This is a genomic window from Frigoribacterium sp. CG_9.8, from assembly GCF_015751965.1.
Lineage (GTDB): Bacteria > Actinomycetota > Actinomycetes > Actinomycetales > Microbacteriaceae > Lacisediminihabitans.
In genome coordinates, this window is the sequence record NZ_JADOVH010000001.1 from 888260 (window position 1) to 914017 (window position 25758).

The 25758-nt window shown below is 64.6% G+C and carries 24 protein-coding genes; 11 read left to right on the top strand and 13 right to left on the bottom strand.

Going from position 1 to position 25758, the window contains the following annotated elements:
- The first annotated feature begins 18 nt into the window (after positions 1 to 18).
- The gene (locus IWX88_RS04425; protein ID WP_196827524.1) at positions 19 to 813 is read left to right on the top strand and encodes an alpha/beta fold hydrolase; all 795 of its coding nucleotides are present in this window, start codon (positions 19 to 21) and stop codon (positions 811 to 813) included.
- Positions 814 to 1022: 209 nt separating this feature from the next.
- Here IWX88_RS04425 and IWX88_RS04430 read toward each other — a convergent pair whose 3' ends face one another.
- On the bottom strand, positions 1023 to 2048 hold the full coding sequence (locus tag IWX88_RS04430) for an NADP-dependent oxidoreductase (RefSeq protein WP_196827526.1): 1026 nt from the start codon (positions 2046 to 2048) through the stop codon (positions 1023 to 1025).
- A gap of 127 nt (positions 2049 to 2175) precedes the next feature.
- Between IWX88_RS04430 and IWX88_RS04435 the strand changes: the two genes are divergently transcribed.
- From IWX88_RS04435 to IWX88_RS04445, 3 genes are read left to right on the top strand one after another with little or no spacing between them, the layout of a single operon-like run.
- Positions 2176 to 2922, top strand: a complete 747-nt coding sequence (locus tag IWX88_RS04435; RefSeq protein WP_370568162.1) for an SDR family oxidoreductase — start codon at positions 2176 to 2178, stop codon at positions 2920 to 2922.
- Positions 2922 to 3533, top strand: coding sequence for a TetR/AcrR family transcriptional regulator (locus IWX88_RS04440; protein WP_196827530.1), 612 nt, complete (start codon positions 2922 to 2924; stop codon positions 3531 to 3533). Before IWX88_RS04435 ends, IWX88_RS04440 begins: the two co-directional genes overlap by 1 nt.
- Positions 3534 to 3546: 13 nt before the next feature.
- Positions 3547 to 4293, top strand: coding sequence for a glucose 1-dehydrogenase (locus IWX88_RS04445; RefSeq protein WP_196827532.1), 747 nt, complete (start codon positions 3547 to 3549; stop codon positions 4291 to 4293).
- Positions 4294 to 4297: 4 nt separating this feature from the next.
- Here the strand turns inward: IWX88_RS04445 and ctlX are convergent, their stop codons facing one another.
- Positions 4298 to 5245, bottom strand: coding sequence for a citrulline utilization hydrolase CtlX (gene ctlX, locus IWX88_RS04450; protein ID WP_196827534.1), 948 nt, complete (start codon positions 5243 to 5245; stop codon positions 4298 to 4300).
- A gap of 5 nt (positions 5246 to 5250) precedes the next feature.
- A complete protein-coding gene (locus tag IWX88_RS04455; protein ID WP_196827536.1) occupies positions 5251 to 6282 on the bottom strand; it encodes an ornithine cyclodeaminase in 1032 nt (343 codons plus the stop codon).
- A 123-nt stretch (positions 6283 to 6405) separates the two neighbouring features.
- On the opposite strand from IWX88_RS04455, the gene IWX88_RS04460 reads away from it, so the two are divergent.
- Entirely contained in the window at positions 6406 to 6837 is a 432-nt protein-coding gene (locus IWX88_RS04460; RefSeq protein WP_196827538.1) for an Lrp/AsnC family transcriptional regulator, read from the top strand.
- A 12-nt stretch (positions 6838 to 6849) separates the two neighbouring features.
- Here IWX88_RS04460 and IWX88_RS04465 read toward each other — a convergent pair whose 3' ends face one another.
- The 9 genes from IWX88_RS04465 to aceA all read right to left on the bottom strand — a co-directional run bounded on the left by IWX88_RS04465 (position 6850) and on the right by aceA (position 15519).
- Positions 6850 to 8055 carry an acyl-CoA dehydrogenase family protein gene (locus tag IWX88_RS04465; protein ID WP_196827540.1) on the bottom strand — a complete coding sequence of 402 codons (1206 nt, stop codon included), beginning with the start codon at positions 8053 to 8055 and terminating at the stop codon, positions 6850 to 6852.
- Positions 8055 to 9116: a phosphotransferase family protein gene (locus IWX88_RS04470; RefSeq protein WP_370568163.1), complete on the bottom strand. Its 1062-nt coding sequence runs from the start codon at positions 9114 to 9116 to the stop codon at positions 8055 to 8057. The genes IWX88_RS04465 and IWX88_RS04470 overlap by 1 nt, the downstream gene beginning before the upstream one ends.
- Before the next feature lie 10 nt (positions 9117 to 9126).
- The gene (locus IWX88_RS04475) at positions 9127 to 9558 is read right to left on the bottom strand and encodes a thioesterase family protein (protein ID WP_231368761.1); all 432 of its coding nucleotides are present in this window, start codon (positions 9556 to 9558) and stop codon (positions 9127 to 9129) included.
- 27 nt (positions 9559 to 9585) lie between these two features.
- Positions 9586 to 9981, bottom strand: a complete 396-nt coding sequence (locus IWX88_RS04480; protein ID WP_196827544.1) for a hypothetical protein — start codon at positions 9979 to 9981, stop codon at positions 9586 to 9588.
- A complete protein-coding gene (locus IWX88_RS04485; protein ID WP_370568164.1) occupies positions 9978 to 10481 on the bottom strand; it encodes a MaoC family dehydratase in 504 nt (167 codons plus the stop codon). The genes IWX88_RS04480 and IWX88_RS04485 overlap by 4 nt, the downstream gene beginning before the upstream one ends.
- Positions 10482 to 10485: 4 nt before the next feature.
- Entirely contained in the window at positions 10486 to 11241 is a 756-nt protein-coding gene (locus IWX88_RS04490) for an SDR family oxidoreductase (RefSeq protein WP_196827549.1), read from the bottom strand.
- Positions 11238 to 12458, bottom strand: coding sequence for a zinc-binding dehydrogenase (locus tag IWX88_RS04495; protein ID WP_196827551.1), 1221 nt, complete (start codon positions 12456 to 12458; stop codon positions 11238 to 11240). The genes IWX88_RS04490 and IWX88_RS04495 overlap by 4 nt, the downstream gene beginning before the upstream one ends.
- 90 nt (positions 12459 to 12548) lie before the next feature.
- Entirely contained in the window at positions 12549 to 14198 is a 1650-nt protein-coding gene (gene aceB / locus IWX88_RS04500) for a malate synthase A (protein ID WP_196827553.1), read from the bottom strand.
- Between the two features lie 31 nt (positions 14199 to 14229).
- The gene (aceA, locus tag IWX88_RS04505) at positions 14230 to 15519 is read right to left on the bottom strand and encodes an isocitrate lyase (RefSeq protein WP_196827555.1); all 1290 of its coding nucleotides are present in this window, start codon (positions 15517 to 15519) and stop codon (positions 14230 to 14232) included.
- Between the two features lie 129 nt (positions 15520 to 15648).
- Between aceA and IWX88_RS04510 the strand changes: the two genes are divergently transcribed.
- Entirely contained in the window at positions 15649 to 17121 is a 1473-nt protein-coding gene (locus IWX88_RS04510; RefSeq protein WP_196827557.1) for an XRE family transcriptional regulator, read from the top strand.
- A gap of 74 nt (positions 17122 to 17195) precedes the next feature.
- On the opposite strand, the gene IWX88_RS04515 is transcribed toward IWX88_RS04510, so the two are convergent.
- Positions 17196 to 18671: an SDR family NAD(P)-dependent oxidoreductase gene (locus IWX88_RS04515; RefSeq protein ID WP_370568165.1), complete on the bottom strand. Its 1476-nt coding sequence runs from the start codon at positions 18669 to 18671 to the stop codon at positions 17196 to 17198.
- A 173-nt stretch (positions 18672 to 18844) separates the two neighbouring features.
- Between IWX88_RS04515 and IWX88_RS04520 the strand changes: the two genes are divergently transcribed.
- From IWX88_RS04520 to IWX88_RS04540, 5 genes are all read left to right on the top strand, one after another.
- On the top strand, positions 18845 to 19789 hold the full coding sequence (locus IWX88_RS04520; RefSeq protein WP_196827559.1) for a nucleoside hydrolase: 945 nt from the start codon (positions 18845 to 18847) through the stop codon (positions 19787 to 19789).
- On the top strand, positions 19782 to 22346 hold the full coding sequence (locus IWX88_RS04525; protein WP_196827561.1) for an RNA helicase: 2565 nt from the start codon (positions 19782 to 19784) through the stop codon (positions 22344 to 22346). Before IWX88_RS04520 ends, IWX88_RS04525 begins: the two co-directional genes overlap by 8 nt.
- A gap of 48 nt (positions 22347 to 22394) precedes the next feature.
- Positions 22395 to 23411, top strand: coding sequence for a tyrosine-protein phosphatase (locus tag IWX88_RS04530; protein WP_196827563.1), 1017 nt, complete (start codon positions 22395 to 22397; stop codon positions 23409 to 23411).
- Between the two features lie 210 nt (positions 23412 to 23621).
- Entirely contained in the window at positions 23622 to 24335 is a 714-nt protein-coding gene (locus tag IWX88_RS04535; protein ID WP_196827565.1) for a triacylglycerol lipase, read from the top strand.
- Positions 24336 to 24348: 13 nt separating this feature from the next.
- Positions 24349 to 25731 (top strand): MFS transporter, encoded by a 1383-nt coding sequence (locus IWX88_RS04540; RefSeq protein WP_196827567.1) that lies wholly within the window; start codon positions 24349 to 24351, stop codon positions 25729 to 25731.
- Positions 25732 to 25758 lie beyond the last annotated feature (27 nt).

Sequence of the window (25758 nt, forward strand, 5' to 3'; positions counted from 1 at the left end):
TAGGGGCATGATGGTGCGGTGAGCGAAACCGTAAACCCGATCGACGGCACGCGGATCAGGTTCGACGTGCGCGGCGAGGGTCCACCGATCCTTCTGGTGCACGGATCGGCACTGTCGCGGTCGATCTGGCGCGGATTCGGTTATGTCGCTGCACTGCAGGATCGCTATCGGGTGATTGCGATCGACCTGCGCGGGCACGGTCGAAGTGGCAAGCCGCACGAGACCGAGGCGTACCGGATGCCGCTGGTTCTCGCCGATCTGCTCGCGGTGCTCGACGCAGTAGACGCACCGGCGGCGCATCTCTTCGGCTACTCCTTTGGAGCTCGCGCCGGATTCTCACTCGCCGACAGCCATCCGGAGCGGATGCTCTCGCTCATCTCCGCCGGGGGCACCTATCGAGCGCCGGGCGGCAGCGTCTCCGAGCTCTTCTTCCCCGGCTACGACGCCGTACTCGGTGCGAGTGGCATGGCCGGCTTTCTCGACGGCTGGGCGGCGCACGCTGGCGCTCCGATCGATCCGCAGACCTCCGCGGCCTTTCTCGCCAACGATTCCCTCGCGTTGCGTGCGTATTTTCGCCAGGTCGAGCGTGAGCCGGGAATAGCGGATGCTCGACTCGCACAACTGACCACACCGACTCTGCTTCTGGCCGGCACTCGCGATCACGGGCGCTTCGGCGACTCTGAGTTCGCGGCAACCCTGATGCCGAACGCCAGCTTCCATGCGCTGCAGGGGAGGGCGCACGGCAACACTCTGAGGCCTGCAGCCGAAGTGCTCGCCGCGGTGACCCCGTTCCTGGAGTCGATCGACGGCTGACGGCCAACGCCTGCACCGCCCACGCCTGCATCGCCCACCCCCGTCAGGGTGTCACCTTCGCAGGGGAAACGTCGACCGCAAGATGCGTTGTCGACACCTGAGGTGGGATTGAAGGAGATTCAGTGCGGCCTCATCCTCCGCGAACACGCAGCCCGCCGCGCGGAGTTCGGTGGCGACCTCAGTGAATGACATTGCCGCCCGACGACGGCTTAGTCCTCTGCAGCGACACGCACCAGCATCTTGCCGGTGTTCTCTCCGCGCATGAGCCCGAGCCAGGCATCGAAAGTATTCTCGACGCCATCGATCACCGTCTCGTCGAACACGAATTCGCCCGAAGCGACCAGCGGGGAAATCTCGCGGAAAAACTCGGGGGCGTGCTGCTGGTAGCTCGGGATCGTGAAGCCCTTCAGTGTTACGCCTTTGGAGATCAGCATGGCGAGATTTCGTGGACCGGGTTCGGCGTGTTCGGCGTTATAGCCGCTGATGGCTCCGCAGATCGCCGCACGACCGCCGTTATTGAAGGCGAAGATGGCGGCCTCGAGATGATCGCCGCCCACATTGTCGAAGTACACGTCGATGCCGTCGGGGGCCGCCTCACGCAGCATCCGCGAGACCGAGCCGTTCTTGTAATTGAAAGCGGCATCGAAGCCATAGCGACTGGTGAGCAGTGCGACCTTCTCGTCGGTGCCTGCGCTGCCGATTACCCGGGATGCACCGCGAAGCCGCGCAAGTTGGCCCACCGCGGAGCCGACAGCCCCGGCTGCCCCCGAGACGAAGACCGTGTCGCCCGCTTTCATCTCGGCGATCAGGAGAAGTCCAACCCAAGCGGTCAATCCGGTGAGGCCGAGAGCACTCAGATAGACGGATGACGCCACGCTGGGCACTTCCTCGCGTGCGGTGAAACGGCTCGCATCACCCTGGGCGACATCCCGCCAGCCCTGGAAGTGTTGCACCAGCTGACCGACGGCGAGTTCGGGGGAGCGGGACTCGATCACCCGACCGACCGCATCCGCATCCATGACCTGGTCGAGCTGGAATGGGGGCACATAGGACTTCACGTCATTCATGCGACCGCGCATGTAGGGGTCGACCGAGATGAACTCGTTGCGTACCCGCACCTCGTTCTCGGCAAGAGGGGGGAGTTCCACGGTGACGAATTTCACATCTTCGGATGTGGGTGTGCCGGTTGGTCGCTGTGCAAGATGCCACTGGTGGCTGGACACGTGGGGGGTCATGGGGGTCTCCGTCAACAGCCGGGGATTGTCGCCGGCTCATTCAGCGTACCCAACAGGGCTAGGGTGGGCATACCGAACAGTCGGTTTGCCCCGTGGTCGGCACAGTCCCTCTCACGTTAGGACCCTGGTGAATCGCTTCGAAGGCCGCACTGCCCTCATCACCGGAGCGAGCCGCGGCATCGGGCTTGCCATCGCCAGGAGGCTCGTCGACGAGGGTGCTCGCGTGCTCATTACCGCGCGTCGCGAGGATGCCCTGCGCGAGGCCGCAGTGCACCTCGGGGCATCCGCTCTCTGGGTCGCGGGCAAGGCCGACGACCCGGAGCATCGCGCACGGGTATTCGAGGTCATTGAGCGCGAATTCGGAGGCCTCGACCACTTCGTCAGTAACGCCGGAGTGAATCCGAGCTTCGGGCCGACCCTCGAGACAGAACACTCGGCGATGAGCAAGATCCTCGAGATCAATGTGATGGCCGCCCTCGACTGGTCACGGGATGCCGTGGCCGCCGGCATCGGCGCCCGCAATGGCTCCATCGTGAACATCGCGTCGATCGCAGGTATCTCGGCGGCTCCGGGCATCGGGTTTTACGGAGTTTCCAAGGCTGCTCTCATCTCGCTTACGACCCAGCTCGCGTTTGAGCTCGCGCCCGGGATCAGGGTCAATGCGGTCGCTCCCGCCGTGATCAAGACAAAGTTTGCCGAGGCCCTCTACGACGGACGCGAGGCGGAGGTTGCGGCGATCTACCCGCTCGCCAGGCTCGGTGTGCCCGAGGACGTGTCGGGCGTCGTGGCATTTCTCCTGTCTGCGGACGCCGCCTGGATCACCGGCCAGACCATCGTCATCGACGGCGGCGGATCTATCCGTCCGGTGACCTGATGGCGTCGAATGCGAGCGTCGCGGATGCGGTGCGTACCGCTGCCGTCGACCTATTCGCCAAGCACGGCTTTGCCCACACCTCCGTGCAGCAGATTGTGGATGCGGCCGGAGTCACCAAAGGAGCGATGTATCACTATTTCCGCTCCAAGGACGACCTGCTTGTCGGCATCTACGAGCACCTGCTGACGCTGCAGGGCGAGCACCTCGCTGCGATTGTTGGGACGGAGGACACCACGGCACAGAAGCTGCGGGCGGCCTGCATCGATGTGATCGAGACCTCGATCGAGTTTCTCGACGAGGGCACGGTGTTTTTCCATTCCGCCCACATGCTGCCGACTGTCAAGCAACTCGATGTGACGCGGCGTCGCCGTATCTACAACGACCAGTTCGCGGCGCTGGTTGAGGCGGGCCAGCACGAGGGCATCTATCGCACCGACATCCCGCGCGCGGTGCTCGTGGCCAATTTCTTCAGCGACCTGCACTACCTGCCGCAGTGGTATTCCGCGGATGGCCCGGAAGACGGCGCTCTCATCGCAGCCCAGCTCACCGACCTGTTCCTTGCCGGAATCTCAGCGATTCCCCCATCGGCCCCGCACGTGTCAACACCCTGACTAAGGAGATACCATGGCCCGCCTCACCAGTCGCTTGTTCAACACAGTTGCGATCATCACCGGCGGTGCTCGCGGCATGGGAGCCTCGCACGCCCGCGCTTTCGTGCGGGAGGGTGCCAGGGTGGTGATCGCCGATGTGCTGGATGACGAGGGTCGTGCCCTCGCTGCAGAGCTTGGCGATGCCGTGCGCTATGAGCACCTCGACGTGACCTCGGAAAGCGAGTGGGAGGCTGTTGTCGCGGCCACTGTCGCCGCTTTCGGCACTGTGGACGTGCTCGTGAACAACGCCGGAATCGGAAACATGGCTGCCATTGACAAGTACACACTCGAGATGTGGAATGCCGTGCTCGCGGTGAACCTCACGGGAACCTTCCTCGGGGTCAAAGCCGTCGTTCCGGTGATGAAGGCGGCAAGGCACGGATCGATCATCAACATCTCGTCCGTCGAGGGCCTGCGCGGCAGCGCGGGGTTGCACGGCTACGTCGCCTCCAAGTTCGCGGTGCGCGGACTCACCAAATCAGTCGCGGTGGAGCTCGGGCGCCATAACGTGCGGGTCAACTCTGTGCATCCGGGGTTCATCGTGACCTCGATGACCGAGCAGCTCGACTTCGCCAACCAGCAGGTGCCGCTGGGGCGACCGGCGCAACCGGAGGAGGTCTCGTCGCTGGTCGTCTTCCTTGCCAGCGAGGAGTCGGCCTATTCGACCGGTGCCGAGTTCGTGGTCGACGGTGGAATGACCTCGGCGATTCCGCACTCCTGACGCGTCAGACCGCGACGGTGACCGGTCGCGGATCGAGGTGGATACCCGCAATCATGCAGCGCACCGATCCGCCGGCAAGCTCGATGGTGGGGATGTCGAGCGGCAGTAGCGTGCACGACCGCTGGATGATCGCGAGCTGGTGTGGTCGCAGGGTATCGGCTGCTCGGCGCGACAGTGCGAGAACACGGCCACTCGGCGCGTGCAGCTCGATCGCGTTGCCGGCGAAGTCGCAGACCTGCTCGAAATCGAGGTCGATGACAACACGTCCGTGGGCGGTCAGTCGATCCACGACCTCGGCACGACGCGCCGGAGACTGGATGAGGTCAAGACCCACCAGCGCGAAGTCCGTGGCGATCCCCATCATTACGTTCGTGTGATAAACCGGCACACCCGACGGATCGACCGCATCGAAGACCATCGGTTCATAGCCGAAGTTCGTGCAGAACCGCTCGAGTGCGATTGGGTCGGCCCGGTGGGAGCGGGCGACGTATGCGACCCGCGACCCGTGGTCGAGCACGATCGCGCCGGTGCCCTCGAGAAATACATCGTCGAGTTCGAGGCCGGAATAATCGATCACATCCTGCACCCGGTACTCATTTTTCAGCATGTCGATCACATCCGACCGCCGCTCGCCGCGCCGGTTCGCCGCGTACATCGGATAGATCGCGACATGGCCGCCCGGATGGGTGGACATCCAGTTGTTGGGGAAGACACTGTCGGGCCGATCCGGGCTCTCGTCGTCGAAAAGATGTACTCGGATGCCGGCGGCTGCAAGTGCCGAAGCTGCCCGTGTCACCTCGTCGTAGGCTGCGGTCGCGAGGGCGGCCATCAGCCGGGAGGACTGTGTCGCGGATCCCGCGATCTGGAACACGTTATCGTCCGCCGTGAGCGGGTTGGGCCGGAAGTGGTGCGGGCGCACGAGTACGACCGCCGACGGCGCTTGCACAGACACGGGTCTCAGCTGCCGACGGGGGAGAGTGCGCCGATCATGCCGAAGAGGTCCTTCGGGTTCTCCGGGGCCGCCACGAGGTCGATTTCCTCGAAGAACTCGGTGCGGGCGACGGAGTCGCGCAGGTACCGTAGGGCGGAAAAGTCTTCGATCGCGAAACCGACCGAATCGAACAGGGTGATCTGATCGCGAGAGGTGCGGCCGGGCTCAGTTCCGACGATGACCTTCCAGAGTTCGGTCACCGGGAAGTCGGGTGCCATCTGCTGGATCTCACCCTCGACGCGGGTCTGCGGCGGGTACTCGACGAAGACCGACGCCCGCTCGAGGATCGCGGCCTCGAGCTCGGTCTTGCCCGGGCAGTCGCCACCGATGGCGTTGATGTGCACACCGGGTACGACGAGGTCGCAGATCAGCACGGTTGCAAGGGCCTTGTCTGCGGTGCAGGTGGTGATGATGTCGGCGCCGGCCACCGCATCCGCTGCGCTCGTGGCTATGGTGATCTCGAATCCGAGCGGTGCGAGGTTGCGCCGGAACTTCTCCATGGCCTCCGGGTCGGTGTCCCAGACGCGCAGGCGGTGGATGCCGAGGGCAGTCCGGAATCCGAGGGCCTGGAATTCGGCCTGGCTACCGGCACCGATCATCGCCATAGTCGTGGAATCCGGTCGGGCCAGCTCTGCGGCCACCATCGCCGAGGTGGCGGCGGTGCGCAGAGCCGTGAGCAGGGTCATCTCGGCGAGCAGTGTTGGGTAGCCGTTGTGCACGTCGGCAAGAACGCCGAAGGCGGTCACAGTCTGGAACCCGCGTGCCGGGTTGGACGGGTGACCGTTGACGTATTTAAAGGCGTAGGTCTCATGGTCGCTGGTGGGCATCAGCTCGATGACGCCGAGCGGTGTGTGGTTCGCAACCCGCGCGGTCTTGTCGAAGCTCTCCCAGCGACGAAAGTCATCACGCAGGTAGCCGATCATGCCGCCGATGATGGTCTCGGGCCCCGTCGTCGTCGCCCAGCGCACCATGTTGCGAACATCCACAAAACGCGTCATGGGCGTCTCCACTTCGTTAGAAGACCAGCCTATGTCTCGGTGATATGCACAAAGAATGAGCAGAGAGTAGATATTGTGCCTATTGATAACGCAGTCTGCTACCACTAGTAGTACATTATGTTCATGCTCGCACTGGATGACCTCGACCGCAGCCTGCTCTCCGCCCTTCGTGAAGATGGCCGGGCATCCGTCGCATTCCTTGCGCGCACGCTGGGCGTGGCCCGGGCAACGATCAGCAGCCGACTCGAGCGGCTCGTGTCATCCGGCACCGTCGTTGGCTTCACCGTGCGGGTGCGGGACGAACTCGACCCGCTCACCATCCACGCAATCACCTCCATCGAAGTCGAGGGGCGCACCACCAATCATGTGATCCAGCAGTTGCGCGGAATGCCCGAGATCAGCGCTCTGCACACCACGAACGGTGGGTGGGACCTCGTGGCCGAGCTGCGCACCGAGACCCTCTCCGACTTCGACCGAACGCTGGGGCAAATCCGTGCCATCGAGGGTGTGGTGAACAGCGAGACGAGCCTGCTGTTGAGTTCGGTGCTGCGGTAACTGCAAGACGCTCTAGCGCCGACGCAGTTCGGCCTTGCCGAGGGACGACAGGTGCACTTCGTCCGGTCCGTCGGCGAGTCTCAGCGCGCGAGCTCCGGCGAACATCTCGGCGATCGGATCGTCAGCGGTGAGTCCACCGCCCCCGTGCAGTTGGATCGCACGGTCGAGGATGTGCTGCACCGCCCGCGGCACGGCGATCTTGATCGCCTGGATCTCGGTCATCGCGCCGGCATTGCCCACTGTGTCCATCAGCCAGGCGGTCTTCAGCACCAGCAGCCGCAGCGATTCGATGGAGATACGACTCTCGGCCAGCCATTCGCGCACCACACCCTGGTCGGCAAGCGGCCGCCCGAAGGCGACCCGGCTCTTCGCACGCTCGCGCATGAGATCCATAGTGTGCTCGGCCATGCCGAGCAGCCTCATGCAGTGATGGATGCGCCCGGGGCCGAGCCGCGCCTGCGCGATTTTGAATCCGTCGCCCTCTCCCGCAATGAGGTTGGTCGAGGGCACCCGGACTCCGTCGAAGAGCACCTCGGCGTGGCCACCGTGATCGCGGTCGTCGTAACCGAACACCGTGAGCGACCGAACGATCGTCACCCCCGGTGTGTCGCGGGGTACCAGGATCATGCTCTGTTGGCGATGCCGCGCGGCATTCGAGTCCGCCGTTGCCGTACGACCCATCACGATGAAGATCTCGGCCTCGGGATTCATCGCTCCGGTTGACCACCACTTGCGGCCGTCGATCAGATAGTCGTCACCGTCGCGGCGGATGCTGGTGGCGATGTTCGTGGCATCGGAGGAGGCGACGTCCGGTTCGGTCATACAGAAGGAGGATCGGATGCGGCCCTCGAGCAGCGGCGCCAGCCAGCGCTCCTTCTGGGCGGCCGTGCCGAACTCGGCGAGCACCTCCATGTTGCCGGTGTCGGGAGCGGCGCAATTCAGCGCGATCGGGGCAAGCTTCGGGCTGCGCCCGGTGAGTTCGGCGACCGCCGCATACTGCAGGTTGGTGAGGCCTTCGGCGGGAAGGAACAGGTTCCACAAGCCGCGCGCCTGAGCTTCGGCCTGCAACTCGCGAACGATCGGACGAAGGTTCCAGTCATCCGGAGTCTTCGCCATTTGGGTCTCGAGCACGGCCTCGGCGGGGTAGACGCACTCGGTGAGGAAGGCGTTCATGCGGGCCACGAGGTCGATGGTGGTGGCATCCGGAGCGAAATCCATCAGGGTGTCCTTTCGGTGAGTGAGCGAAGCCCCGCCCGTGCCAGGGGCGTGACGAGCCCGCCGATCGTGTCGAATCCGGGGCCAACGGTCTCGCCGGCCTGGAAGCGCAGGTGGATTCCCTCGAGGATGATCGCGAGCTTGTAGGCGGCGAACGCCAGGTACCAGGACAGCTCGGGTATCGCGGTGCCGCGGGCGGCGGCGTAGGCGTCGAGCAACTCCGCGAAGCTCGGATAGCCGGCCCCCGGGTCGACAGCGCTCGCGGCGACGGCAGCCGCCTGTTCACTGATGCTGCGGATGTCCCAGTACAGGCCGAGCAGGCCGAGATCGGTGAACGAGTCACCGATTGTCGCCATCTCCCAGTCGAGAATCGCGGCGATGCGCGGTCGGCCATCGGCGTCCACTTTTACGATGGCATTGTCGAGTCGGAAGTCTCCGTGCACGAGAGACGAGCTCACCGTGATCGGCACGTTGTCGCGCAGGGCAGCCTGAAGTGCATCGAGCTCTGGAAGCTCGCGGCTGCGGGATGCGTCGTATTGCGCACCCCATCGGCGCACCTGCCGCTCGAGGTATCCGGCCGCACGACCGAAATCCTCCAGCCCGACGGATGCCGGATCGATGGTGTGCAACTCGGCCAGGGTCGTGACGAGGTCGAGGCTCAACGTTCGCAGCTGCGCGGGGCTGAAGGGGGAGTTCGCTGCGGGAGAGGAGAGCACCTGTCCGTCGACGAGCCCCATGAGGTAGAACGGGGTACCGACGCCGGCGCTGCCATCGGTGTCATCCCGATACAGCACGGCCTCTGGCACCGGTACCGTGCCGCCACCGAGTGCCGAGATCACCCGAAACTCCCGTGCCATATCGTGCGCGCTCGCCAACACGTGCCCGAGTGGCGGCCGACGAAGCACCAGTGGGGTCGGCCCGCCGAGCAGACGGTAGGTGAGGTTGCTCCGGCCGCCGGTAATCAGCGTCGCCTCGAGTCCTGACTCGCTGACGAGCTGCGGATGCTCCACCCGCAGCCAGGCCTCGAGCGCTGACGTGGCCAATCCGCGCGGTTCGCGGCTCACAGCACAACCCTCAGCATGCCGACACCACCAGTTGGGCCTCGATGGCGTCGCGCACGGCCAACGGAATAGGCACGGGCCGCTGAGTAGCGGAGTCCACGAAGACATGCACGAACTGCCCGGTTGCCACGAGGGATCCGGTGCTCTCGGCGTACAGACCGAGCTCCCAGGTGACGCTGGTCGTTCCGATCCGTCCCGCGCGAAGGCCGACCAGAAGCGACTCCGGGAATGACACCGAGGCGAGATAGGTGCACGAGGACGAGACCACTACCGCCATCGCGGCATCCGCAGTGCTGCGGAGCCCGGCGGTCTCGATCAGCCAACTCGTGATGGTGGTGTCCATCGCCGCATAGTGAGTGGTGTTGTTGAGGTGGCCGTAGACGTCGTTATCGTTCCATCGCGTGTCGAAGACGCGACTGAAGCGATAGCCGTCGGGCACCATCATCGGGCGGCCGTCATCAGGCGCTCATCATCAGGCGCTCAGGAACAGTGCCGCGAGCAGGGCGATATAGACCAGTACGAAGATTGTGGGCGTCACGAACCTTGGCACGGCGACCCAGCGTCGAGAGCCGATGATGCGAGTCGACAGGGCCGACGGTGCGACGATCGCACTGAGGTCGTCGATCACCCCAAGGGCCTCGCCTGCTGCGGAGAGCTGAACGAGCGCGCCGAGAATACCGGAGGCGAGCAGGATGCCGGCGGCGGCGAGGCGCACGCTGGCTGGCGCGGTCGTGAGTCCAGCGCCAAGCAGGCCAATCGTCACGATCAGCAGAAAGATCGGCGCAACCTGCGAGGCGATGAGGTGAAGGCGCGATGTGATCCACAGGTCGATGAGGGATTTCTCGGTCAGTGAATGTTCTTCGGTCATGAAGTTTCCTTTGCGGTATCAGCAGTCGTATTTGGGGCAATCGGAGTGGTGCCAGCGAACAGCACGATCAGGTCCGCGATGAGAGCGGGCTTCGATTCGCCGTCGATCTCTACTGTTATTTTCACACCCACCCGCACGCCGAGGTTGACCACCTCGGCGCTCGTGACCGATGCGGATGCCCGCACCCGGGATCCGCTGCGCACCGGCTGCAGGAAACGCACACGATCGAGCCCGTAGTTGATGGCCATCTGCACATTGTGCACGTCGAGCAGCTGTGCGGTCAGTGGGGCGAGCAGCGACAGGGTGAGGTATCCGTGGGCGATGGTGCCGCCGAATGGACCGGTGGCTGCGCGCGCGGGATCGACATGGATCCACTGCTCGTCACCCGTGGCACGCGCAAAGCTGTCGATGCGGTTCTGGTCGATCTCGAGCCACTCGGTGATGCCGAGATCCGTGCCAACGGCACCAAGAAGCGCGGCCGGATTCGCGAAAGTCGTCACGGTCTCAGGCCTTCGGCCCACCGGAGACGTACACGACCTGCCCGGAGACGAATCCGGCCTCTGACGAGCAGAAGAAGGATGCCATCGCGGCGACATCCTCCGGCTGGCCGACCCGGCGCACCGGGATTTCCTTCGCGGCACCCTCGAGGAAGGTTTCGAAGGTGATACCCATTCGGGTGGCGGTTGCGCGCAGCATGTCGCTGTCGATGAAGCCGGGGGCGATCGCATTGGCGGTCACTCCAAATGGTCCGAGCTCGATTGCGAGCGTCTTCGTGAGGCCCTGCAATCCGGCCTTCGCGGCGGAATAGTTGGCCTGTCCACGGTTGCCGAGGGCTGAGGTGCTCGACAGGTTGACCACGCGGCCCCACTTCGCCTCGACCTGGTGCTTTTGCACCTCGCGGCTCATCAGGAACGCTCCACGAAGGTGCACACCCATTACGGCATCCCAGTCGTCGTCGGTCATTTTGAAGAGCAGGTTGTCGCGCAGGATGCCGGCGTTGTTCACGAGGATGGTGGGAGCGCCGAGTTCGGCTGCGGTGCGAGCAACGGCACTCGCGACGGCGATGGCATCTGCGTCATCCGCTCCGATGCCGATGGCGCGCCCGCCGGATGCCACAATCTCGTCGACGGTGCTCGTGGTGTCTTCCTCGCGGAGGTCGACCACCGCCACGGCGTAGCCGTCCGAGGCGAGGCGCTTCGAAATGGCGGCCCCGATTCCGCGGGCACCTCCCGTGACGATGGCGGTGCGTTGCTCGGTCATCCGTTCTCCTTCTTCTCGGCTGCGGGGCCGGCGGTTTCTGGGCCGGTGGTTTCTGATTCGGTGGTGTCTGGATTGGCGGTTTCTGGCCCAAACACAATCAACTGGCGCAGTTCGCGGCCCTCAGCGAGAGCATCCATCGCCTCATTCAACTGCTCGAGGCGGATGTGGCGCGAGATGAGTTTCTCTACCGGCAACCGTCCCTCACGCCACAGCTCGGCAAACAGGGGGATATCGCGGGATGGCAGCGCGGAGCCGAGGTAGCTGCCGATGATGGTTCGTGCCTCGGCGGTGAGCAGGAGCGGGGAGATCGTTGCGCGGGCGTCTGGTGCGGGAAGGCCGACGGTTACCGTTCGACCGCCGAGCGCGGTTGCCGCCAGTGCGGTCTCGAATGCGCGGGCATTGCCAGCGGCCTCGATCACCACGGGCGCCCGAACTCCCGCGTCGAGCAACTGCTGGGGTGTGTAGGTCTCGGTCACGCCGAGGTCGCGAGCCGTCGCGAGCTTCTGCTCGACGCCATCGACGCCGATCACGTGATTGCCAAGTGAGAGTGCAACGAGTACTGCAGCCATGCCGACCCCGCCGAGTCCAACCACCATCACCGTCTCACCGGGTGCGGGCTTCGCGGAGTTGAGTACGGCACCGCCGCCGGTGAGCACAGCGCAGCCGAGCAGTGCGGCGACTTCTGCCGGGATATCCCGGTCGACGCGCACCACCGAGGCGCGGTTGACGACCGCGTGGGTTGCAAAGGCGGAGACTCCCAGATGGTGGGAGACCGGCTGCCCATCCCGGTGCAGTCGGATGCCGCCACCGAGGAGGGTGCCAGCCGTGTTGGCCGCGCTCCCGACCTCGCAGGGCAGGCGACCGCCGGTGGCGCATCCCGCGCACGCGCCGCAGCGGGGAAGGAAGGTCATGACCACCCGGTCACCGACTGCCAGGCCACCGACGGCCAGCCCACCGACGGCCAGATCGCCGGTGCCTTCTCCGAGCATCTCGACTATGCCGGCGGCTTCGTGGCCGAGAAGCAGTGGAGTGGGACGTACCCGATTGCCATCGACGACGGAGAGGTCGGAGTGGCAGACGCCGGCCACCTCGATGCGCACGAGGATTTCACCCGCACCCGGAGTATCCAGTTGAAGTCGGCAGACGGACAGGGGAGCGGATGCCGCGAATGGCGGCTCCGCCCCGCTCTGCTCGAGTACAGCGCCGACGATCTCCATTGATGCCTTCTCCAGTACCGACCCCGATCGAAAAACCGACCGGGCGGTATGGAGTCTACTCGCTCGTCGAGCAGCGCCAGCATGGTTCGATCAGGCGGCGATTGTCTCCCGTTCTTCGACCGTGTCCACGAGGTAGTGGGTGTAAGCCGGGATGGTGAGGAAGGTCGGGAACTCGTCCTGCAGCGTCACGAGGCGCACGATCGCTGCGGCATCATCGAAACGATCTTCCGTTGACCGGTCGCTGCCCTCGATCTCCTTCTGCAGCATCCCCTCGACGAGGTCGCGTGTCACCAGATCGCCCTGTCCGGTGACGACGCACTGGGCGATCCACTGCCAGAGTTGCGATCGGGAGATCTCGGCGGTCGCGGCATCCTCCATGAGGTTGTCGATCGCCGCGGCACCGACCCCGCGGAGCCAACTCTCGATGTAGCGCAGGGCAACGGAGACGTTGCGGCGCACACCCTCGGTGGTCACCGTCTGGTCGAAGGAACGCACGTCGAGCAGATCGGCTGCAGAGACATCCACCTCCGGACGCTGACGATCCACTTGGTTGGGCCGGTCACCGAGCACCGCGTCGAACTCCTCGCGCGCGGTGGCAACCAGGTCTGGATGCGCCACCCAGGTGCCGTCGAAGCCATCGGTGGCCTCCCGGCGTTTGTCGTCGTGCACCCTGGAGATCGCCTGCGCGGTGATTTCCGGGTCGCGACGGTTAGGAATGAAGGCACTCATGCCTCCGATGGCATGCGCTCCCCGACGATGGCAAGTGGCCACGAGCAGCTCGGTGTAGTTGCGCATCATCGGTGATGTCATCGTGATGCGATCCCGGTCGGGAAGCACGAACTGGCGACCGCGGCCACGGAAGTTCTTGATCAGGCTGAAGATGTAGTCCCAGCGACCGGCATTGAGTCCGGCGCAGTGATCCTTGAGCTCGTACAGAATCTCCTCCATCTCGAACGCGGCCGTGATCGTCTCGATGAGCACTGTCGCGCGGATGACTCCGTGCTCGAGTCCGAGCGCGTTCTCCGAAAACGTGAAGATGTCATCCCAGAGCCGGGCCTCGCGGTGATTCTCGATCTTTGGCAGGTAGAAGTAGGGACCGCGGCCGTCGGCAATGAGTGCCTGGGCATTATGGAACAGGTACAGTCCGAAGTCCACCAGCGATGCGGATGCCGCCTTGCTGTGGTCCGCCCGGTCGGTGTACCTCAGGTGCTTCTCTACAAGGTGCCAGCCGCGCGGCCGCATCACGATCGTGGGAGTGCCCTGACCCTCTGAAAACGGACCGACGGAGTACTCCTTGCCGGCCTCGCTCGTGAAGTCGACCTGATGCCGGATGGCGTCATACAGCGACAGTTGGCCACCGATGATGTTCGACCAGGTCGGGCTGGTGGCGTCCTCGAGGTCGGCCAACCAGACCTTCGCCCCCGAGTTGAGTGCGTTGACTGTCATCTTGCGGTCGGTCGGTCCGGTGATCTCCACCCGACGGTCTTCGAGCCCGGGGCCGGCACCGGCCACGCGCCATCCGGAGTCCGCCCGGATCGCGGCAGTCTCGGAGAGGAAGCCGAGGTTGCGGCCATTCTCGATATTCTTGCGCTGCACCATCCGCTCGGTGAGTCGCTCCTGGCGTCGGCCTGTGAACTGGTCATGCAGGCGCGTGAGGAAGGTGAGGGCCTCCGGACTCAGGATTGTCTCGAAGCCCTGTTCCGGACCGCCGAGGACGGTCATGCGATTGTTGTTGGTCATGGGATTCGCCTTTCCGGGCGGTTCGGTCGGTTTAGTGGAACTGTTCGGACTCGGTTGAGCCGACGAGCGCAAGCGTCGCGCTCTCGGGGTTGAGCACTGTGGAGATCTTGTCGAAATAGCCGGTGCCGACCTCGCGCTGGTGCTTCGTGGCTGTGTAGCCGTCGGCCTCGGAGGCGAACTCGGCCTCCTGGAGGTCGACGTAGGCGCTCATGTGCCGCTTGCTGTAGCCGCGGGCGAGCGTGTACATCGAGTGGTTGAGGGCGTGGAATCCGGCGAGTGTGATGAACTGGAATGCGTATCCCATGGCGGCGAGCTCGCGCTGGAAAGTCGCGATCTGGGCGTCATCGAGGTGACTCTTCCAGTTGAACGACGGAGAGCAGTTGTAGGCCAGCTTCTTGCCGGGGAACTCCCGATGAATGCTCTCGGCGAAGGTGCGGGCCAATTCGAGGTCCGGTTCCGACGATTCGACCCAGAGCAGGTCGGCGTAGGGAGCGTAGGCGTGGCCGCGGGAGAGCACGGTTTCGATGCCGGGGCGCGTGCCGTAAAAGCCCTCTGCGGTGCGTGAGCCGTCGAGGAACGGGCGATCGCGCTCATCCACGTCACTCGTGACGAGGTTGGCGGCGAGGGAGTCGGTGCGGGCGATCACGATCGTCGGCACGCCGGCGACATCGGCAGCGAGGCGAGCCGCATTGAGCGTGCGGATGTGCTGCCCCGTGGGGATCAGCACCTTGCCTCCCATGTGTCCACATTTCTTCTCGCTGGCGAGCTGGTCCTCCCAGTGCACCCCCGCGGCTCCCGCAGCGATCATCGAGGTCATCAGCTCGTATGAATTGAGCGGTCCGCCGAAGCCCGCTTCGGCATCCGCAACGATCGGCGCGAGCCAATCGGTCGTGCGCGTGCCTTCGGAGGTTTCGATCTGGTCTGCCCGGAGCAGTGCGTTATTGATGCGACGCACGACGGACGGCACAGAGTTGGCCGGGTAGAGGCTCTGATCGGGATAGGTCTGTCCCGAGAGGTTGGCGTCTGCGGCGACCTGCCAGCCGCTGAGGTAGATCGCCTTGAGCCCCGCGCGCACCTGCTGCACAGCCTGGTTGCCGGTGAGGGCGCCGAGCGCTGGCACCCACTCTTCGGTCTGGAGCAGGTTCCACAGTCGCTGCGAGCCGCGTTTTGCGAGGGTGTGCTCCTCTTGCACGCTGCCGCGCAGTGCAATCACGTCTTCCGCCGTGTAGTCGCGCTCGACGCCGTTCCAGCGTGCGTCGGTCTTCCACTGTGTTGCCAGCTCTGCTGCGGTCTGGTTTTGGTCACCCGGTCGTGTGGTCATCGGAATCTCCCTGATTCGTTGCGTATTTCCAACGATGCGGCCATTCAGGTGCGGGGATGCCGGTATTGAGTGCAGAAATATTCCAGTTCTTCTATTTACCGCAAGAAGGTTCCATGTCATGCTTGATTCATGGAACTGCGGCCTCCCGACTCGCTCGGGGATCAGAACACGTTCGACTCCTTGACGATCGGCCGTCGCATCCGGCAGCTGCGAACCGCGAGGCGGATGACTCTTGACGACGTGGGAATCGCGATCGGGCGCGCGGCATCCCAGGTTTCGGTGGTGGAGAACGGCAAGCGCGAACTCAAGCTCGGGGAGCTCCAGCGGTTCGCTCGCGCGCTCGACGTGTCGGTCGATCAACTTCTGAGTCCCGAACCGCCGACCGGCCGGGCTGCACTCGAAATCGCGCTCGAGCGCACCCAGAGAGCACCCCTGTATGCCTCGCTCGGCCTGCCGCAGCTCGCCGTGCGCAAATCGCTGAGTGATGGGGCCATCGAAGCAATTCTCGGCCTCTACCGTGAACTCGAGCGGGTACACAGCGAGCGCGCGGCAACCCCGGAAGAGGCACGGCGCGCCAATACTGAGCTGCGCAAGTCGATGCGCCGCAGGAATAACTATTTTGCCGAGCTGGAGGATGTGGCGCGCGGACTTCTCGCGGCAGTCGGGCATACCGGCGGTCCGCTGTCACAGCGTGTGGCCTCCGATCTGGGAACCCACCTGGGCTTCGCGCTGCACTACGTGCCAGATCTGCCAGGCTCGACCCGCTCGGTTACCGACCTCAATAACGGGCGAATTTACGTGCCTGTCGGCGCGAGCGCGGACTCCGATCCGCGATCGGTGGTACTCCAGGCGCTCGCGAGCCACGTGCTGCGGCATGAGGAACCCACCAACTATGCCGACTTTCTCGACCAGCGCGTGCAGACCAACTACCTTGCGGCGGCGCTCCTCATCCCCGAGCAAAGCGCCGTCGAATTTCTCACCCGCGCGAAAGCGGCTCGTGAGCTGTCGGTCGAAGACCTGCGTGATGCCTTCGGCGTGAGCTACGAGACCGCTGCCCACCGATTCACCAATCTCTCGACCCAGCACCTCGGTATTCCGGTGCATTTTCTCAAAGTGCACGAGAGCGGCACGATCTCCAAGGCCTACGAGAACGACAGCGTCACGCTGCCGACGGATGCCCTCGGCGCGGTCGAAGGCCAGGTCGTCTGCCGCTTCTGGAGCGCCCGGCGCGTGTTCGATGTTGCCGACCGCTTCAGCCCGTACCACCAGTACACCGACAAGCCTGCCGGCACCTACTGGTGCACGTCACGCATCCAATCCTCGCCCCGTGGACAGTTCTCGGTGAGCGTCGGAACACAGTTCGCCCAGGCGAAATTCTTCCGGGGTCGGGATACCGAGAATCGTTTCAGCTCGACCTGCCCGGATCCGTCTTGCTGTCGGACGCCCCCGAGCTCACTCGCGGCAAAGTGGGATAAACACTCGTGGCCGAGCGCCCGACTCAACTCGTCACTGCACGCGGCAATGCCGACCGGGGCTTTCCCCGGGGTCGACAGCACCGAGGTCTTCGAGTTTTTGGAGCGGCACGCGCCGACGGCTGGCTGATCCGCTCGCTTTCCGGGCAGCGCTGTCGTGACGGGCGCTGACGTGATGAGCGCCGACGTGCTGAGCGCTGACCGCTACCAGGCTGCGGGTGCGTAATCCTTGAGGAAAACGCCGGAGAGGTCTTCACCGGCCTCACCGCGCACGATCGGATCGTAGACCCGGGCCGCGCCATCCACGAGGTCGAGTGGCGCGTGGAAGCCCTCCTCGGCGAGCCGGATCTTGGTGAAGTGCGGCCGTTCGTCGGTGATCCAGCCGGTGTCGATGCTGGTCATGAGAATGCCATCGGTCTCGAGCATCTCCTTCGCGCTCGTGCGCGTGAGCATGTTGAGCGATGCCTTCGCCATGTTGGTGTGCGGATGACCCGGGCCCTTGTACCCCCGCCCGAACTGACCCTCCATAGCGGAGACGTTGACGATATAGGTGCGGCGGGCACCGGATGCCGCCAACGCGGGGCGAAGACGCGACACGAGCAGAAAAGGTGCCGTCACGTTAGCGAGTTGCACTTCGAGCATCTCGAGGGGGTCGACCTCGTGCACGAACTGGGTCCAGCTGTTCTGGTCGTGCTCGTCGGGCACCAGCCCACCCGCATCGATCGCCGTCCCGGAGGCGAGGCGGGCGAGGGATGAGGACCCGGCAGCCAGAGCGAGCTCGGTGAGCTCTGCCGCACTGAGCCCCCCGGCAATAGCGAGGATCGGATGTGCTCCAACCGAGGCAGCCAGCGCTTGCGGGTGGGCATCGTTGGTGTGTCCGAAGGTCAGCAGCTCCGGCAGCGGGCCATCCGGCAATGGTGTGCTCTCGGCATCCGCAAGCGGGGCGTAGGAGCCGGGGGAGCGGCGCACCGTCTGCGCGGCGTTGTTGATGAGGATGTCGAGTGGCCCGGCCTGGATCATCGCCTCGGTGAGTCCGATCACCTGAGCCGGGTCGCGCAGGTCGATCCCGACCACTCGCAGGCGATGCAACCACTCGCTCGCATCCGGAAGAGAGGCGAATCGGCGCACGGCATCGCGGGGGAATCGTGTGGTGATAGTCGTGTGTGCGCCATCCCGCAGCAGTCGCAGGGCGATATACATGCCGATCTTCGCCCGCCCACCGGTGAGCAGCGCCGTTTTGCCGGTGAGATCGGTGCGAGCGTCACGCTTGGCGTGATTGAGAGCGGCACAGTCGGGGCAGAGTTGGTGATAAAAAGCATCGACCTGCGTGTAGTGCTGTTTGCAGATGTAACACGGGCGTGACCTCTGCAGAGTTCCAGCGCTGGGTGCACCCACCGTGATGGAGAGGGGGATACCGCGGGTCTCGTCATCGATCCGGTCGGAGGCACCCGTGGCCGTGTTTGCCACCACGACGCGGTCGGCATCGGCGATCATGGCGCGCTTCTCGAGTCGTCGGTTGCGCTTGACCGACTTGAACATGCGGGCCGTGGCCTGGCGCACCTTGATGAAGTCGGGGTGCTCTTCCTCGATGGTGTCCATCGCGGCGAGCACGCGCAGGGTCACCTGAAGCTCGGTCGGGTCGATGACGACGCGGGTTTCGCGACTGCTGACGGAAGGCACACCAGATTATAAGCGACCACTGTTTTTCTGGGTATTCCGTTGCGCAAACCGGGGTGCGGGCGCATTGTGCGTTGACTCACTCGTGCACCGACCAACCGAGGGTGTCCGGTGCGTCGCCAACCGGGGCGGAACGCGGCGGCACGGAGGTCGAAAGGATGTGGCACGGTTGTCCTATGCCCAAGAAGATTCTGCTCGATTGTGACCCGGGTCTCGATGACGCTCTCGCACTGCTGCTCGCGCAAGGTGATTCGAACATCGAGTTGGTCGGCGTCACAACGGTCGGCGGAAATGTGGGGCTGGCACGAACGACCAGGAACGCCCTCGCCCTGCGCGAATACCTGCATTTCGAGAACGTGCCGGTGGCAGCGGGGGCGGGACAGCCGTTGCTCGGCGAGAGGCGCGACGCGTCCCACGTGCACGGCGAGTCGGGGCTCGGCTCTACCGTGTTGCCCGAGCCGGTGCTGGCCGTGGATGATCGGCACGCGGTCGACTTCCTCATCGAGACCCTGCGAGCGGCTCCCGGCGCCATCCACCTGGTTGCGACCGGACCGCTCACCAACATCGCCCTCGCGCTGCAGAAGGAGCCGGCGATCGCTCGCTGGGTCGCCTCCTTCACCATCATGGGCGGATCCTTCACCCGCGGCAACGCGACCCCAGCGGCGGAGTTCAACATCTACGCCGATCCGGAAGCCGCCAGGGTGGTGTTCGACGCTGACTGGCAGGTGGTGATGATCGGTCTCGACCTCACCCTGCAGGCCCTCGCCACTGGCGCGGTGGTGGAACGCCTCGGCCGACTGGGGGCGCTCGCGCATGAGTTCATCTTGCCGCTTGCCACCTTTTGGGCGCGAGCGAATCAGTCCGGTGCCAGCACCAGCGAGTGGGATGGCCAGGCCGTGCACGACGTGTGCGCTGTCGCCCACGTGGTGCGACCGGACCTCTTCTCGTCGCGGCCGGCCCGGGTGCAGGTGGAGACGACCGGAGAATTCACCCGTGGAATGACGGTGGTCGATTTCGATTCGGCATCGCCGAATGCCATCGTGCCGGTGATGCTGGATGTCGCGGGCTTCTGGGCTTACGTCGAGCACATTTATTCGATTGTCGCCGGGCAGCATGCCTGATCTGCTCCTCGACCGGCTCGCCCCGATCCGAGCGGCCGATTCCTACGATCCGGATGCCGTCTATCAGCAGTTCGTCGAATGGACCGTCGCCCGAGGCCTGACCCTGTATCCGGCCCAGGATGAAGCTCTCATCGAGATCGTCTCCGGTGCCAATCTCATCCTCAGCACCCCGACCGGAACCGGCAAGTCTCTCGTGGCGATCGCCGCGCATTTCACCGCGCTCGCTCAGGGCCAGCGCACCTTCTACACCGCTCCGATCAAGGCTCTGGTCTCGGAGAAATTCTTCGCCCTCGTCGAGATCTTCGGGGCCGAGAACGTGGGAATGGTCACCGGGGATTCGAGCGTCAACGCCGAGGCTCCGATCATCTGCTGCACCGCAGAGATCCTTGCGAATCTCGCACTGCGTCACGGAACGGATGCCCCGGTCGATCAAGTGGTGATGGACGAGTTCCACTTCTACTCAGACCCCGAGCGCGGCTGGGCCTGGCAGGTGCCGCTGCTCACTCTGCCGGGGGTGCAGTTCATTCTGATGTCGGCGACACTCGGGGATGTCGACTGGCTCGCGGCCGACCTGTCCAAGCGCAACAGTCGCGAGACAGCAGTAGTCACCGGAGTCGATCGCCCGGTACCGCTGCACTACTTCTACGCCACGACCCCGGTACACGAGACCGTGGAGGATTTGCTCGCTACCGGCCAGGCGCCGGTGTACATCGTGCACTTCTCACAGCTCGCTGCCCTCGAGCGCGCGCAAGCTCTCACGAGTGTGAAGATCGCCTCCCGCGAGCAACGGGATGAGATTGCGGATGCCATCGGCGAGTTTCGGTTCACGACCAACTTCGGGCGCACCCTCAGCCGACTCATCCGCTCTGGGATTGGCGTGCATCATGCCGGGATGCTGCCGAAATACCGTCGACTCGTGGAGCAGTTGGCTCAGCAGGGCCTGCTCAAGGTCATTTGCGGCACAGACACCCTCGGCGTGGGAATCAACGTGCCGATCCGCACCGTTTTGCTCACGGCACTCACCAAGTTCGACGGCACGAAAATGCGTCAGCTCAGCGCACGGGAGTTTCACCAAATCTCCGGTCGCGCCGGTCGCGCCGGCTTCGACACCGCCGGTACCGTGATCGTGCAGGCACCCGATCATGAGACCGAGAACGCGCGACTGCTGGCGAGGGCCGGTGACGATCCGAAGAAGATCAAGAAGATCGTGCGCAAGCGGGCTCCGGATGGATTCGTCTCCTGGGGGGAGCCGAGCTTCGCCCGACTCGTCGCCGCCCAGCCGGAGACCCTCGTTTCGAGCATGCAGGTGAGTCATTCGATGGTGCTCAATGTGATCGGCCGCGGTGGCGAACCGTTCGACGAGTTGCGTGCGCTGATCGAAAACAACCATGAACCGCGGCCGCGCCAGCGCGAACTCGCCCGCCAGGCGCTCGCGATCTACCGCACGCTGCGCACCGCGGAGATCGTGCAGCAGTCCGCAACAGGAACGATCAGCCTCACTGTTGACCTGCAGCAGAACTTCGCGCTCAACCAGCCGCTCTCGCCGTTCGCTCTCGCGGTGTTCGATCTGCTGCAGCCGGCCGAGGTTTCACCCCCGGGCGCCCCGCCGGTCGAGCGGTCGCCCACCTATGCCCTCGACCTCATTTCGGTGCTCGAGGCCACCCTCGACGATCCGCGCCCGATCCTCTCCGCCCAGCAGTTCATGGCGCGCGGCGAGGCGGTCGCGGCGATGAAGAGTGAGGGCATCGAATACGACCAGCGCATGGAACTTCTCGAACAGGTCACCTGGCCGAAGCCGCTCGAGGAGCTGCTGGATGCCGCCTTCCAGACCTACCGCGCCTCCCAGCCCTGGGTGGGCGATTTCGAACTCAGCCCCAAGTCCGTCGTGCGTGACCTCTATGAACGCGCGATGACCTTCAACGACTACATCGGTTTCTATAAGCTCAACCGCTCCGAGGGACTCGTGCTGCGCTACCTCTCCGACGCGTACAAGGCGGCGCGCCAGACCATCCCCGACGAGGCCAAGACCGAAGAGTTGCTCGACCTGATCGAATGGCTCGGCGAGCTCGTGCGTCAAGTCGACTCGAGCCTCCTCGACGAATGGGAACAGCTCATCAATCCGGCCTCATCGCCGGATGGGGTAGCGGGCGTTGCATCCGCCCCGGTACTGCCGCCGAAGCCGAAGGGCGTGACTACGAACATCCGCGCATTCCGCATTCTGGTGCGCAACGAGTTGTTCCGACGCGTGCAGCTCGCCGCTCTCGAGGACTACGAGCAGCTCGGCGAGCTGGATGCGGCCGCCGGCTTCGATGCCGACGCGTGGGGGGTGGCGATGGATGCCTATTTCGACGCTCACAACGACCTCGGTACCGGTGGGGATGCTCGCAGCTCGGCCATGCTCATGGTGGATGAGGGGTCCACATCCTGGACTGTTCGGCAGATCTTCGATGACCCGGCGGGCGACCATGACTGGGGCATCTCGGCCACTATCGACCTCGCCGAGTCAAACGCCGAGGGGGTGGCTGTGCTGCGGGTGACTGCGGTCGGCATGCTGTAGCCGTTCTGCCCCGGGTCATCCACCTCCCGTTTTTCTTACCACCTCGGTGTGTCGACAGCGAGGTGGTCGCACAAGTGGGTGGTGGATGGCTGGGATGTCTGGGACGCCGAGGTGTCCGGCCACCCGGCCCGATTCGGATGGTTATGGTCGACGACCATGACATTCTTCAGCGCGCGTGTCCAACCGGACTGGCAGGGATCCTTCAACCTCGCGGATGTCGGCGGACTCCCTTTTCGGGAGGGGGGATTCACCCGGCCGGGGCGGGTATTCCGCTCGGGCAGGCCGGATTACGTCACCCCCACCGGGTGGCGAGCGGCCCGCGCAGCGGGTGTAACGACCGTGATCGACCTGCGGAATGTGGGGGATGCTGAGCACACGAGCTTGGACACGAACACCGCCGCGAACACCGCCGCGAACACCGCCGCGAACACCGCCGCGAACACCGCCGCGAACACCGCCGCGAACACCGCCGCGAACACCGCCGCAAACACCGCCACGAACACCGCCGCGAACACCGCCGCGAACACCGCTACGAACACCGCCGCGCGGAACACGAGCATCGAGACCGACGCGGATACGCTGGCCGGCATCCGCTTCATCGCTTGTCCCACGGAGGATCCTGATGACCCCCAGTTCATCGAAATCTGCGGCCCGTGGCTGGATCATCCGCTCTCCTATCCCGACAATATCCGTCTGTATCCCGACAAATTCGTCTCGGTGTTTCGCGAGATTGCCGGGGCGGAGGCAGCGGTGCTCGTGCACTGTGCAGCCGGTAGGGATCGCACGGGAATGGTCATCGCGATGCTCCTGCACCTTGCCGGTGTGACACCGGAGGCGGTTGCAGATGACTATGCGGCAGCCATGATCCGCTTCAACGCGGGATTGGGTGTCGTGCCGGGGCTCACTGGGGAGACGCCCCATTCGGCCGAGGTCATGGAGGAGCGCATCGCGAGTCGTCGACCCGCGATGCTCGATTGGCTCGCCTCGCTCGACGTTGGGGCCTACCTGCGCGATGCCGGACTCAGCGAGTCCGAGGTGGATTCCGTGAAAAACCGACTGCGCTAGTGCGGCGTGTCGTTGATTCGTTTACATTCGACCGCAACTGACGCTGCTTGGTAGCCAACACAGTCACGAGCCAACACAGTCACGAGCCAACACAGTCACGAGCCAACACAGTCGCGAGTAGATCACCGTTTTGCCGATGGTATTTCCTGATCAGATCGTCACTCTGCTGGTTCATACCTGACCCGCGTAGGGTCTGCAGTGTGACCAACCATGACCAGTCGGGTGGAGCGGATGCGTAATGGGCTGCCGGTGATATCGATACGGGATGCCGCAGCCGCCGTCGCAGACCGGTTCTACCTGATGCGTGAGCTGGTGCGGCACATGGTCGGGCGCACCCCCAGCGCGCAGTACGACCGCGGTGCGTGCGCTCCCGTGCTGCTGCTTCCCGGCGTGTTTGAGACCTGGCAGTTCTTGCGGCCGGTGGCGGATCGGCTCAACGCGCTCGGGCATCCGATCCATACCCTGCCCGAGCTCGGGAACAACCGGCTCACCATTGTGGCCTCCGCTGAGCTCGCCCAGCGCTACCTCGACCAGCGGCAGCTCACCGGGGTGGCCATCGTCGCCCACAGCAAGGGCGGACTGATTGCGAAGCACATGATGGTGACGGATGACAGTGCGGGACGCATCGACAGGCTCGTAGCGATCAACTCGCCGTTCGGGGGTTCCTCCCTCGCCAACTGGACCGCGGTACGCCCCCTGCGCGCACTCTCACCGCGAAATGCCACCGTGATCACGCTCGCCGCGAACAGGGCTGCGAACGCGCGCATCACCTCCATTTACAGTCGGCTCGACCCCCTGATCCCCGGTGGCAGCAAACTCGAGGGGGCGACGAACATCCGCTTGTCAATGGTCGGCCACTTTCGTCCCCTCGCATCGCCTGCACTGTTTGCAGCGATGGAGGGGGCGATAGCGTCGCGCAGGTAGAAGAATGACGGCAATGGAGAAGCGCCAGAAACTCGTACTTGGCATCGCAGTGCTTGCCTCCTTCGTCGCCTTCCTCGACGGCTCGGTGATCACCGTTGCGCTTCCGGCCATCACTAGAGACCTCGGCGGTGGGATCAGTGCGCAGCAGTGGGTGGTGGATGCCTACCTCATCACCCTTGGATCCCTGATCCTGGTTGCCGGGTCGCTCTCGGATGTTTACGGGCGGATTGTGATCCTGCGCTCCGGACTCATCGGCTTTGGTGCCGCCTCGCTGCTCTGCGCACTCGCCCCGACCGCCGAAGTCCTGATCGTCGCGCGCGGAGTGCAGGGCATCGCCGGCGCACTGCTTGTGCCGAGCTCACTCGCGATCATCCTGTCTCACTTCCGCGGGGCTGCCCAGGCAAAGGCCATCGGCCAGTGGACCGGTTTCACCAGCGCAGCGTTCATCCTCGGCCCACTACTCGGGGGACTCTTCGTTGATCTGGCGAGCTGGCGACTGATCTTTGCGATCAATGTGCTGCCGATCGCAGTCACCCTGTACCTCCTCGCCGTACTGAAACAGAAGGACGAGCGTCAGACCGGGGTGGCCATCGACTATCCCGGCGCCGTACTCGGCGTGCTCGGACTCGGGCTACCGGTCTTCGCACTGATTGAGCAGGGCAATTACGGCTGGGGAAGCCCGGTAATTTATCTCACAATGGCGTTCGGAGTCGTCGCGTTCATCGCCTTCCTCTGGCGGGAGAAAGTGGCGAAGCAACCGATGATGCCGCTTCGGCTCTTCACTGCGCGCAACTTTGCCTGGGGAAACCTCACCACGACCTTCGTCTACGCGGCAATCACGCTCGGGGGCTTTCTGCTTGTGGTGTTCCTGCAGCAGGTGGCCGGGTATCCGGCGACGCTCGCGGGACTCGCCACACTGCCGGTGACGATCATCAGCATCCTGTTCTCCGGCCGCATCGGTGCTCTAGCCGGCGACTACGGCCCGCGGTTGTTCATGACGGTCGGCCCGCTCATTGCCGCAATCGGCTTCTTCCTCTTTGGATTCGCTGGCGCCCATCCCGACTACTGGACCCAGATCCTGCCCGGGGTCTTGCTGTTCGGCATCGGCATGACACTCACCGTCGCTCCGCTCACCAGTGCGATCCTGGGGGCGATCGACCAGCGGCAGGCCGGCATCGGATCTGCAATCAACAATGCTGTCTCCCGGGTCGCCAGCCTGATCGCGATCGCCTTCGTTGGGCTGATCGTCGGGCCGGAACTCGGCGTCGCGGGATTCGAGCGCGGGGTGTTCGTCACGGCCGCTTTGTTGGTTCTCGGCGCGGTGACCTCGTGGATCGGCATCCGCAATTCTGTGCCGAAGGCGCGAAAAGTTGGCACGGAAGCCGTTCCCGACTGACCGACTCGCTCGTGTGTACGCGGCGAT